9 protein-coding genes are annotated in these 11,989 nt (G+C 38.3%); 2 read left to right on the forward strand and 7 right to left on the reverse strand.

The features are described 5' to 3' along the window. Positions 1-393: 393 nt before the first annotated feature. From wecC to wecA, 3 genes are read right to left on the reverse strand one after another with little or no spacing between them, the layout of a single operon-like run. Positions 394-1,659, reverse strand: coding sequence for a UDP-N-acetyl-D-mannosamine dehydrogenase (gene wecC / locus EX191_RS22255; protein WP_193448512.1), 1,266 nt, complete (start codon positions 1,657-1,659; stop codon positions 394-396). 21 nt (positions 1,660-1,680) lie between these two features. Continuing rightward, complete coding sequence (gene wecB, locus EX191_RS22260) at positions 1,681-2,805, reverse strand: non-hydrolyzing UDP-N-acetylglucosamine 2-epimerase (RefSeq protein ID WP_274614268.1); 1,125 nt, start codon at positions 2,803-2,805, stop codon at positions 1,681-1,683. A gap of 50 nt (positions 2,806-2,855) precedes the next feature. Next, a complete protein-coding gene (gene wecA, locus EX191_RS22265) occupies positions 2,856-3,935 on the reverse strand; it encodes a UDP-N-acetylglucosamine--undecaprenyl-phosphate N-acetylglucosaminephosphotransferase (protein ID WP_193448513.1) in 1,080 nt (359 codons plus the stop codon). Positions 3,936-5,085: 1,150 nt separating this feature from the next. On the opposite strand from wecA, the gene EX191_RS22270 reads away from it, so the two are divergent. Both EX191_RS22270 and EX191_RS23095 read left to right on the forward strand, forming a co-directional pair. Further along, complete coding sequence (locus EX191_RS22270; RefSeq protein ID WP_193448514.1) at positions 5,086-6,402, forward strand: MBL fold metallo-hydrolase RNA specificity domain-containing protein; 1,317 nt, start codon at positions 5,086-5,088, stop codon at positions 6,400-6,402. A 239-nt stretch (positions 6,403-6,641) separates the two neighbouring features. Then, positions 6,642-7,649, forward strand: a complete 1,008-nt coding sequence (locus EX191_RS23095; protein ID WP_193448515.1) for a sugar transferase — start codon at positions 6,642-6,644, stop codon at positions 7,647-7,649. Positions 7,650-7,764: 115 nt separating this feature from the next. On the opposite strand, the gene EX191_RS22280 is transcribed toward EX191_RS23095, so the two are convergent. The 4 genes from EX191_RS22280 to EX191_RS22295 are packed head-to-tail and all read right to left on the reverse strand — an operon-like array spanning position 7,765 to position 11,242. Next, positions 7,765-8,511 carry a glycosyltransferase family 2 protein gene (locus EX191_RS22280; protein ID WP_164666587.1) on the reverse strand — a complete coding sequence of 249 codons (747 nt, stop codon included), beginning with the start codon at positions 8,509-8,511 and terminating at the stop codon, positions 7,765-7,767. Positions 8,512-8,521: 10 nt separating this feature from the next. Further along, the gene (locus EX191_RS22285; RefSeq protein ID WP_139059589.1) at positions 8,522-9,031 is read right to left on the reverse strand and encodes an acyltransferase; all 510 of its coding nucleotides are present in this window, start codon (positions 9,029-9,031) and stop codon (positions 8,522-8,524) included. Positions 9,032-9,040: 9 nt separating this feature from the next. Next, positions 9,041-10,195, reverse strand: coding sequence for a glycosyltransferase (locus tag EX191_RS22290; protein ID WP_164666546.1), 1,155 nt, complete (start codon positions 10,193-10,195; stop codon positions 9,041-9,043). A 15-nt stretch (positions 10,196-10,210) separates the two neighbouring features. Then, on the reverse strand, positions 10,211-11,242 hold the full coding sequence (locus tag EX191_RS22295; RefSeq protein ID WP_193448516.1) for a polysaccharide pyruvyl transferase family protein: 1,032 nt from the start codon (positions 11,240-11,242) through the stop codon (positions 10,211-10,213). Positions 11,243-11,989: the final 747 nt, after the last annotated feature.

The following is an 11,989-nucleotide window of genomic DNA, read 5'->3' on the forward strand; positions in this document are numbered from 1 at the left end:
ACACAAGGCTATTCGTCGGCAGCGTCAGATGTGTATAAGAGACAGATATATATGTGTTTACTAAAATAGTGGAGAAAACAATATATAAACAAGAACAACACAACATGTACTTTATAACATTTATGGATATATGTGTTTTATCTTTAATTATTGAACTAAATCTAACAAAAAGTTGTTCCGTTCCTAAATAGCAATAAGTAAACGCCATGGAAAAGAGAACAATTGAAACATTGAATACATAAAACTCATTTTCATCTAAGAGCTTTTTACCCAGCACACTAGATAAAAAAAATACTAGTGAGTAGACTCCCATGATAATTAAAGATGAATGTCTTTTTAACATTTTTTTCTCTTAAAAAAGCCAGCAATTGCTGGCTTTTTCTATGCTATAAGTTACCAAATGCCCTTCGTATCCAGGATAAACTTAGCACATACAGTTTCTTCTTTAAACTCGGTATGATCAACGAGCATTACATGCACATCCGCTTCAGCCTTTGCATGCTCAAAAGTTGCTAGCTCTAAATTTGCAAGCGATTGAGGAAGTTCATGAATATTTGGCTCTACTGCTAATACCCGCCCCGCATGCAATTTTTTAATTTTTTTGGTTATCTCTAAAGCTGGGCTCTCACGTAAATCATCAATATTCGGTTTAAATGCAAGACCGTAACAAGCAACCGTTACTTCACGAGCCGTTTTATCGGGATTTTCTTGTAAAAACTCCCCGATAGCTAGTTTTACCTTTTCAATAACCCATTCAGGCTTGCCATCATTAACCTTACGTGCCGTATGAATAAGTTGAGCTTCAGCTGGTGTATTTGAAACAATGAACCAAGGATCTACCGCAATACAATGTCCACCCACGCCAGGTCCAGGCTGCAAAATATTCACGCGAGGGTGACGGTTTGCCAGTTCAATCAGTTCCCAAACATTAATATCTAACTTGTCACAAATAATGGAGAGCTCGTTGGCAAAAGCAATTTGAACATCACGTGAACTATTTTCTGTTAATTTTGCCATTTCGGCAGTGCGCGCATTCGTTACTACACACTCCCCTTGAACAAATGTTTTGTAAAGTTCAACAGAGCGCTCAGAACAACGGTCTGACATACCACCAATGACTCGATCATTTTCGACCAGCTCACGAACCACGTGACCTGGTAAAACTCGCTCAGGACAATGGGCAATATTTACATCAGCATCATTGCCATGGGTCTGAGGAAAAGTAAGGTCAGGACGCGTTTCCGCTAACCATGCAGACATTTTTTCTGTCGCACCAACCGGAGATGTTGACTCTAGAATTACTAGATCCCCCTTCTTCAGCACCGGAGCTAAAGCTTTACTCGCAGCTTCGATATATGATAAGTCTGGTGCGGGAACATCCCCTTCGTCACATGGTAAAAAAGGCGTTGGAACAGCAATTAAAAAAGCATCTGCCGGTTCAGGTGTAAGACTCGCTTTGAGGTAACCTTCTGTCACGGCAGCACTCACAATCATATCTAGCTCAGGCTCTACAATATGAATTTTACCTTGATTGATGGTCTCAACTGCTTTTGAATTTACATCAACGCCAATGACGTTTTTCTTACGAGAAGCGAACATTGCCGCTGTTGGTAGACCAATATATCCTAAGCCAATTACTGAAATTGTTTCAAATGACATAATTTATTCCGATATTAAATTTTATTTTGCTAATGTGTTTAAAATTCTTTGGCAAGCTTTGCCATCACCATATGGGTTATGTGCATAACTCATTTCTTTGTACGTCGCTTCATCTTTTAATAAGACTTCTAATGCGGTAATTATCTTGTCCGTACTTGTGCCAACTAATTTTACCGTACCTGCCTCAACCGCTTCTGGTCTTTCTGTTGTATCACGCATCACTAAAACTGGCTTGCCTAACGATGGCGCTTCTTCTTGGATGCCGCCAGAATCGGTTAAAATGATATTGGCTCGGTCCATCAAATAAATAAATGGCAGATATTGTTGTGGTTCTATCAATAAAACATTGTCAATATCACCCAATATTCTGTTAACTGGTTCACGCACGTTCGGGTTTAAGTGCATTGGGTATAAGATTTGAACATCTGGATTACTTTTCGCAGTTTGTGCTAAAGCTTCACAAATTCTTTCAAAGCCCCCCCCAAAACTTTCTCGTCGGTGTCCTGTAACTAAAATCAACTTTTTATTTTCGTCTAAGAACGGAAATTGTTCCTCTAGCTGAGATTTTAGCCCTGTATTGGTTTCAATTTTTTCTCTAACCATTAGTAATGCATCGATTACTGTATTACCTGTTACATATATATCTTCTGGACAAAAATTTTCTCGAAGTAAGTTATCTCTCGATGTTTCAGTAGGAGCAAAATGATATTTCGTCAAAACACCAGTTAGACGTCGATTGGCCTCTTCTGGCCAAGGAGAGTATATGTTTCCAGTGCGAAGACCTGCTTCAACATGGCCTACTTCTATTTGCTCATAATACGCAGCTAAACTCGCAGCAAACGTGGTAGCCGTATCCCCATGCACTAATACCACATCGGGCTTAAAATCTTGAAGAACAGGTTTTAATTCTTGAATAATTTTGGCCGAGACATCATTTAAAGTTTGTCCTGCCTTCATCAAATTAAGATCATAATCAGGATTTATCTCAAATAGTTCTAATACTTGATCTAACATCTCTCTATGTTGCGCGGTAACGCAACATTTAGAATCATAACGTGGATCGTTTGATAGAGCATGAACTAAAGGTGCCATTTTTATAGCTTCAGGACGCGTTCCAAAAACTGTTAAAATCTTTTTCATTGTCATTCTTTTTTCCTAGCCAAATATAAAATAAAAATAATTTTCCTATATGTAACTTATAATTGCTCAGTGGTAATTCTATGACGCTTTTTCCAAACATTTAACCAAGAAGAGATGCGCCAAATATGGCTGATAACAGAGAAATAGCATATAAAGAGAATTAAAAATGCCACAAACATTATTGATTCACTAATATTATTAAAATCAGCCCATAAGCCTACCGCAGCACAAATCGATGCCATCGAACAGATGAAAATTAACGTTGCACCTGGAGAAAGCCCAATACGCTGACAAATATGGTGTAGATGTTCTCTGTCTGGTTGGAATGGTGACTGACCTTTACGAATACGACGGATCATAATGGTTGCCATGTCCATCAACGGTAAAGCTATCAACCACAGTGCTGTGACTGGCTTGAAGGCTACAGCTCCTGGTTCTTGCGTGCCGCGAATCAGCATCCAGACCACGGTAAAGCCGATAAACATACTGCCTGCATCACCCATGAAGATCTTAAAGCGGCGACCAAGTGGGAAACCTAAGTTCAGGAAGATATAAGGAAGCATCGCAGTCACGATCATTAAACAGATCGTGGCTAAATATTCGTTTCCGTTGTAGGCAAATACAATACCTAATGCTGTAAAGGTGACCGAGGCTAACCCGCCCAGCAAGCCGTCTATGCCATCAACCATATTAAATGCGTTAATTGCGCCTATTACCGCAATCACGGTGATCACTGCGCCAGTGACTTCATTAAGGGCAATGGTTTCGCTCCCCATTAAGTAGCCTAAATCGTGTAAGCTGTGGCCCCCGATGTAAATCATCGCAAGGGATATTCCTGCTTGGATAATAAGGCGAATTTTGAAACTTACATCGTAGTAGTCATCTAATGCACCGAGCACGATGAGTACAGCCGAACAAGATAAGTAGAGTGATAGGTTGTCATTCATTGGTAAGAATAGAAGGAACCCCACCAGTATAGTAGAGAAAATGGAGATCCCTCCTACAAGTGGCACCACACCTTGGTGAAGCTTTCTTGCATTGGGTTTATCTACTAGACCTACGCGCTTAGCGATCTTGCGCATAACAAAAAGTAGAACGAACGACAAAATAAATACAAATAAATATGCATTATTCATGATAGCCAACTGTGTTATTAAATAAGTTTGAGGTAAATCTATAACGCATCCGACTGATTCCCTTTACGGATTCCATTGCATCACAGGTCCGATACTGCTGATTCTTTTTCGCTCATATCTGAATAAGCCGAACCTAAGAACAAGCAGGTGATTTTTTGGCGTGACAAAACCACATTAGACAACATGGGTTGTAACGCACAGCAAACGCTCATTTTTAATATTGAATATGTAAGTAACTGAATCACCCCGATACTCGCTCATGACGGTCACGGTTTCACAGCTTTTTATAGGCAGGCCAAATACAAAGCTTGTATATGCTAACTAACGGTTTGAGCCGACAGTTAACTACTTCTACACGCTTAGTGCTTGGTTTTGATAGGTATGAGAAATGGAGATTTAAATTGTAACCTATGCCTAACCAACATTTGCTCGCCACTTTGTTAGCTTTGAGCATCCCTCTGACAAAAGGGAATTACATAAATTTGTAATAGTTCTCGTTTTTTATAAATCAATCTTGCCAGAAATGCACTTAGGTGCTTATTATTATTGAAAATTCTTTAGTTTGACCTCTTTCTTTTATTAGGAAGGAGGCTTCACCGATGATTTGGGCACGCTACCGCCCCTAGGTCTGGCTCCTAGAAGCAAGTTTTTGCACGTAATGTGAACGGTTGCATTTCCAAACAGGAGACGAATTGTATAGTAAACACGTTGCAACTAAAAGTAGAACGTGTAAAAAGCTTACAAAAAAATGTCTTTTTTCTGACACTTATTCCGTCATAAATGTGGCGTGTTTTATAAAATTATAATTATCAGACACCCATTTACCCAACGAGCACTAAACAGCCAGTGATGCTGATTCCAAAAGCTTAAATGAAAATAGTTGCAATAATATGAATTGCATCACAAGCGGTTGCAATGAAACGTAGTCAAATTTATGACGAATATCTAAGTCTCTCTAAACTTTCAGTTTTGCCATTTTCTTTCTCCTATTTTGCTTGCCTACAATACGCTCACTTATTCACTATCTGCCTGCTTACCCTACCTACCTACTGAGCGATTTACCGAATCGCTGCCAAGTAGTGAGGTTTGACTATGTGTAAAATAGATACTCACAAGCGTAAGCTAGCAAAGATAAAAGCGTCGTTTTGTTATGAAAGTACTGCACCACGGTGGGAAAAATACGGTTACTGGCTCTTGTCACGAGCTCGTGTTACAAAATGGAAGTGTGCTGATCGACTGTGGTTTGCTACAAGGCCAAGACAATGCTCAGCAGCAGAGTTGGGGTATCGATTTTTCTATCGCTCATCTCAAAGCGGTAGTGCTGACCCATTCTCATATCGATCATATTGGTAGGCTGCCCTGGCTATTAGCAGCTGGCTATAAGGGCCCTATCTACTGTACGGAAGCCACCGCTGAGCTCGTGCCGCTTATGTTAGAAGATGGTTTAAAGCTCCAATTGGGTATGCGACGTCATCAAAGAGAGAAAGTGCTCGATTTTATTCGAGCGCTTATTCGTCCTTGTCCTTACTCAGTGTGGGTAGAAATAGAAGAGAGTACTTCTCTGCGCTTTCAACCTGCTGGGCACATTTTAGGCTCAGCATATGTTGAATTTCATTTATCAAACCAGGAGGCTGTTGTTTTCTCTGGGGATTTGGGACCTCGCAACACACCTCTCCTACCGGATCCCTTATCACCGGAAAAAGCTGACTACCTGTTTATCGAGTCGACTTACGGCAATAAAATTCACGAGGATGTAGAGTCTCGCAGCAGGCGATTACTTTCTATTATTGAGCACGCACTTAGGGATGGTGGCGTAATTGTGATACCAGCTTTTAGTGTCGGGAGAACCCAAGAGTTACTCTTTGATATAGAGCAGCTTATACATGAGCACGCTTTGCAAGATTCACTGCCTATTATTCTCGACTCTCCTTTGGCTAAAAAGGTGACCAATACCTATCGCCAATTTAAAAAACTTTGGGGATCTGAAGCGAAAGAGCGACTCGATCATCATCGACATCCTCTCGCGTTTGACCAATGCATTACGATCGAAAGCCACGCAGACCATTTACAGCTCGTTAACCGTCTCGCAAGTACATCAGAAACCGCTATCGTGGTTGCAGCCTCCGGAATGTGTGAAGGTGGCCGTGTCGTCAATTATTTGGAAGCTTTACTGCCTGATGAAAGAAATGATGTTCTATTTGCTGGCTATCAAGCGGAAGGGACTTTAGGTCGGCGTATCCAGGATGGAGAAGAAAGTGTATTGATTGAAGGTAAGCGCGTGAAAGTGAAAGCTCAAGTTCATACGATGTCAGGCTACTCTGCGCATGCCGATATGAACGACTTAATACAATTTGTAACTGCCATTCCTACTCCTCCTAAAGAGGTTCACCTTATACATGGTGAGGAAGATTCGAAAAAAGCGCTTTATCAAAAACTAATCAACCTCGGATATAACTGCGTAATATAGTGAATTAGATAATCATTTAATTTCGAGGCAACATAATATATCGCAAACATAGTTTGTCGAATTCATTGATATAGTTACGTCAAGATTCAAAAACAAGCCATAAGTAAGGACTCAGGTTCAAGAAAATTAACAAAGTTACAAGCATGTTCTGGATTAAGGGATATAATTTCTATACGAATTAAATTATAATCGCCGACTTGTAAGCAATTGGCTAGTCGAAAACAACTTATTCCATTCCTATGACAGACAGTATGAGCGACACGCTTCAAGAACGAGAAGCTTCTGAATTAACTAAAAATAATTCTATCAGCATAACATCAGCATTGGACGAGTTATCCGCAAGTGAAGCAGACGCTTGCCTTTATATCTACTGTCCGAAAGAAGACGAAGCAAAGATTGCTCAAGTACTTAAGAGACACCCTGAGATTAACGCACAAGTTAATAACTATGCCCTTAGGGATTTCAAGAGTAAAACCCTTTGCCACTTCAAAAGCTCACACCTAAACCCTGAGCAACAAGCGTTTCTTGTAGCTGCGACAGAACTAGGTGCTTGGGTTGAGCCTTTAGTGAGCTACTTTGATCGTTCACTTGGCTACACTGAAACTGAGCTCTTGCATAGCGGCTACTTCTTACACCAAAAAGCTTTTTCTATCCTCTCTAATCGTAAGAACAGCTGGCAAAAGCGCTTCATCGATCTCTTGTTTGTTTTTATGCTATCGTGGGTTGCTATCCCAGTAGGGCTTATTACGGCACTGCTCATTAAGCTGGAGTCACCAGGCCCGGTATTCTTTAAGCAGCGTCGTACTGGCCAATATAATGAAGAGTTTGAAGTGATCAAGTTTCGCTCGATGCGAAACGATGCGGAAAAGAACGGTGCCCAATGGGCGACTAAGAATGACGCTCGCGTAACGAAAGTCGGCAGTTTTATTCGTAAAACTCGCATAGATGAGCTCCCTCAGTTAATCAATGTACTAAAGGGAGAGATGTCGATGGTTGGTCCTCGCCCAGAACGCGAGGTGTTCATCTCTGAATTGGAAAAAGCCATTCCTTACTACCGCTTTCGTCACGCCGTTAAACCTGGGGTAACTGGTCTAGCCCAAGTAAAATACCCTTACGGCGCATCGGTAGAAGATGCTATTTGGAAGCATAAATACGATATCTACTACATCAAACACCAAAACTGGATGATGGAAGTGAAGATTCTTTTCCTTACGGTTAAAACAGTGTTGTTTGGGATGGGGCGCTAGAAAACGGCGAATTAAACCGAACGGATCGTAGGTATAAAAAAGAGCAGCGCCTTACGGTAGCTGCTCTTTTTGTATGCGTATTTTGTGTTACTAGGTTCTACGGAGATTAGCGAGACTAAGACTTGCGCTTAGTTCGGTGTTTCATCGTACCTTTAACGGCATAGACAGAAAATGTAAATAGACTTCTTGGCAAACTCAAACCTACTACGTCTCTATAGAACTTCCATTGGTATGACAAAACGCTAAATTTGTTAGCTGTCATACCACTATCCATCCGATACTTTGCTAATGGCTTAGGTAGACAGTAAGCTTTGGGAGTATCTTTCAGTATATCTAACCACAATCCCATATCCTGACGTTTACGAATAAGCGGCATATAGCGCTTACCTAGTGCCTGTGTGTCATAAACTGCAGTTAGGCATCCGATAACGTTACTATACATAAGTTTTTTATACGTTGTATATTCGGGTGCAGTTACAACACTTAGCTCTTCTTCATTGTTAAAACGGCTATAGTGGGTGTATGTGAGTGGATAGTTATTCTCAAGCATGAATAGAATCTGCTCTGCTAGTTTATTTTCCATCCATAAGTCATCAGAATCTAAAAATGCAATAAAGCGACCTTTTGCTTTTTTTATCGCAAAATTTCGGCTCGCTCCAGCACCTAGGTTTTCTTTATTCTGATATACACGAATGTTGTCGTACTTATCAGCATATGTTTGAATGACTTGCCAAGTATTATCGGTAGATCTGTCATCTACGATTATAAGTTCCCAGTTTTTGTACGTTTGGGATAGTACACTTTGAATGCTTTCTACAACTGTTTGATCAGAGTTGTAAGTTGGCATGATAATAGAAACCATAAAAGTCAATTTAGAGTTCCTCTTTGATCAATCTAACCGGACTACCTGCGTACAGACCTACTGCAGTAAGCTTCTTGTTAACGTATGAGTTTGCTCCAATCAAGCTACTATGGGGAATAGTTGCTCCAGCACCGATAACAACATTACCAGCAATCCAAGTTCCTTGGCCGATAATAATCGGGGAACCTGTCGGTTTTCCGAACCTGTAAGACCCGTTCTTCTTAGTATGGTTTGACGAAACAAGCAAAGTATTAATACCTATTAGAACTTCATCATGCAAAGTTATTCTTTCGCGAGCATTTATAACAACGCCGGTTGCTAGAAAGACATTCTCTCCAACACTTAAATTCGCCAAGCCTAATATCCTGACGCTAGAAGCAACCTGAAAGTTCTTACCACAACTAGGCATGAAAAAAGAGTATAACCACCCTCGGAACCTCATTATAGTAGGAGCATCAGGAAAGAAAAAAGTCACCCCCCAAACAAACCAACTGTACAAAAAGTTTAGTCTTTTCTTCATACTTAACCCTTAGCCTTTCTTGAGAACATTACTAATAAATGAGTCCAATGTGTAACCTTCAATCAAGTTTCGTCTATTAGTATTATTAATATCTGATAGGTCGAAGTTTTGAACCACTGACTTCAATGAAGCCTCCAGCGCTTTTTTACAATTAGGCTCGACTAAAACCCCTAGCGAATCATTTCCATCGATCACATCACGGACATAACCAACATCAGTAGATATACAATATAAATTGTTATATAGGGCTTCAATTAACGTTCTAGGTCCAGTTTCGGAAATGGATGGATTTACAAAAATGTTATGCTCCTGATACACCTGGTTAAGTTTAGGACCATTTGGAATAAAACCTAGAAATTTAACATCATCTTCAATATGCAATTTTTTAGTCAAACATAGTAATGATTCTAAAGTTGGACCATTGCCAACAATAGACAAGGAAAAAGACTTACTTGCGTTTTCCTTTTTTAATTCGGAGAAAGCCTCAATCAATAACTCTAAACCTTTACCTTCTTGAAGACGAGAAACACAAATAAAGTTAAAGCTTTCATTGGGCAATAGGTTAGGTGAAGAGAATTCATCAGTAGATAAAATACTACTTTCTACCAAAACATCAATTTTCTTTCTGATAAAAAAAGGAACATTTTTTAGTACAGAGCTACCATTAGCAGAGCAGAAATTAAAATAAGCACTAAGTGAAATAAGAAAATATTCTGGATAAAAAATTAATATTTTAAATAGATTTTTAATGAAATCATCTTTCATTCTACCCCTAAGCACCTCTAAAGGATTTGAAGTAAAATGATAATTTAGAACTTGATCTTTTTTCAGTACAGCTGCAAACCAGCTAAATGGTTCTGGTGTTCTTAAGTAAACAAAGTCTGAAACAGAAAGGAGTTCTTTCATTCCATTCCAAATTGAATGGCTTTTTTTTAAGGCCCCTAAATAGGAATTAAAATCAGGTAACTGTATTAGTTTTACGTCCTGAGTAGAAACAAACTCAAAATTTTCTGGAATATCAGAATTCCTAGATGAGGAACATAGCAATGTAACCTGTTCTGTTTTTTTAACGAACTGATCAAGATACTTTTTATGTATTCCTTCGACATAAAAGCCACCATCAGCGAGAAATATATTCCAGTTGGCATAAATACCTAATTTCACATCAACCTCACATAATTACAAATGACTATTAATGAATTTTCTAGTTTCTTTTTTAGTTCGTTCTCTAAATTCAACAAGATCTTCGGAAATAATAATATCATCAAAAGACTTAAGTTTATTAGAAATAGGAAATGTAATGACTCTACAGCCACTATTTATAGCCAAAATCAAACCATGCATACGCCCAGACACAACAAGAGACATCGACTCTAAGTTTCTCTTATAATCATCCAAAGTTTTATTATAGAGAATATCAAGATCAACATTATGTACTCTCTTTATATATTCTTTGAAAAGCTCACATTCGACGCTATCTTCTTGAGTAGTATAGGTCAACACGACATTGGAGATTGATATGTTGTTCTTCCTTAAAAACTCCAACCATAAATTGTAATATTCATCCCGTTCAAGTTTGGAGTTATACATATTATATACAGAGAGCGCTGTAATACCCAAGGCGATAAGAGTCTGTTTTTCAGGACAAAATGTTAAGGTTTTTTCAGTAAATACGACATCTCCAGAAACCACTGATTTAACACTATATAAATCATCTATCATCTTAGATGACCTGTTGTCTCTGAAGTTTATACCATCTGCATGATTTACAGCCCAACTAATAAGCTTACCTTCCAACCAAGAATAATTCCCTCCATAGCCAACATTAGAAAAAACTATTTTCTTATTGAGTTTCTTTGCAAGGTAAACCCAAGTAAAAGCAGCAACACTAAATCTGCCATGAAGCAGTAACTGTCCACCGCCAACGACTATTAAGTCAGGTAAGTTATTATCGATACATTTCTTGATTCGACTATAGTTTCTAAAAAACCAAATTAGGTTGAGAGGAAGAATTTTTTTAAGAAATCCTTTTAAAGGACTTACATCTTGACCAGCGTTAATGGTATTCACATTTTGAGACTTAGAAGTATAGTCTTCACACACAACATCACAGCCAATTTCATTATTAAGAAATTTTTCAAAAGCAACATTAATAGCTTGGTCTCCCAAATTATTACAAGTACCTCTGTTAACTAATAATATTTTCTTCATTATTGTCTCTTGTTTATAATTTGTTTTCATTTTCTTGATTTGAAATCTTAGGTAAAGAGAACCTATCTATCTTTAAAACTCTGTCTTCAAATAGTGACGGAATGAAGTAAAACGGCTTTGTATCAAACATTGCGTATCTCTCATAGTTTAACTTGGAGAAATATGTCGAGTTGAACAGACTGAATACGAGTATAGGGAAAACTACCCCCAAACACAGTTTAGTTCGCCCCAAGTAGTTAAAGTATAAAAAGCCAGTTAACAATGCATAGATAGGCATAGTAACACGGAAAGACAGACTTGGTAGGTAAGATGTACTCATAACAAAGACTGTCATAGCTAAAAATGGGTAGAAGGTCTTATCTAGCTTTCTTCGAACAAACAACACTGCAAATGGTACCAAAAAGAACAGAAGACCTTTAATGTTTGTTATTATCGATTGAGACATCATTCCAGAGTCAAGCATCCCTGATAAAGCATATGTAAGCTTTGTCAAAATTACATTATTAAAATTAATAGATGTGAATATTTTTACGTTTACCAAAATAAAAACACTCACAAGCACACTAGCTAGAATGAAAAATTTTAATTTTTTTGAGCTTTTATTTTTAATTAAAAAAATAGACAGTGGAAATATTACTATACTAGATCTGTCTCTTATACACATCTCCTTAAACAAAAAAAAACAATAAACCAGATTGATTTATTAATCATGTATTAACAGCCAATATAACAAATACTTGAAAATAT

Origin of the sequence: Vibrio chemaguriensis (assembly GCF_012275705.1) — a bacterium.
In the GTDB taxonomy this organism is placed as follows: Bacteria; Pseudomonadota; Gammaproteobacteria; order Enterobacterales; family Vibrionaceae; genus Vibrio; species Vibrio diabolicus.

Excerpts from the sequence above, each read along its gene's own strand:
- EX191_RS22270 (WP_193448514.1), top strand. The coding sequence starts at position 5,086 with ATGAAAGTACTGCACCACGGTGGGAAAAATACGGTTACTGGCTCTTGT.
- wecB (WP_274614268.1), bottom strand. The coding sequence starts at position 2,805 with ATGACAATGAAAAAGATTTTAACAGTTTTTGGAACGCGTCCTGAAGCT.
- wecA (WP_193448513.1), bottom strand. The coding sequence starts at position 3,935 with ATGAATAATGCATATTTATTTGTATTTATTTTGTCGTTCGTTCTACTT.
- EX191_RS22280 (WP_164666587.1), bottom strand. The coding sequence starts at position 8,511 with ATGGTTTCTATTATCATGCCAACTTACAACTCTGATCAAACAGTTGTA.
- EX191_RS23095 (WP_193448515.1), top strand. The coding sequence starts at position 6,642 with ATGACAGACAGTATGAGCGACACGCTTCAAGAACGAGAAGCTTCTGAA.
- EX191_RS22285 (WP_139059589.1), bottom strand. The coding sequence starts at position 9,031 with ATGAAGAAAAGACTAAACTTTTTGTACAGTTGGTTTGTTTGGGGGGTG.
- EX191_RS22295 (WP_193448516.1), bottom strand. The coding sequence starts at position 11,242 with ATGAAGAAAATATTATTAGTTAACAGAGGTACTTGTAATAATTTGGGA.
- wecC (WP_193448512.1), bottom strand. The coding sequence starts at position 1,659 with ATGTCATTTGAAACAATTTCAGTAATTGGCTTAGGATATATTGGTCTA.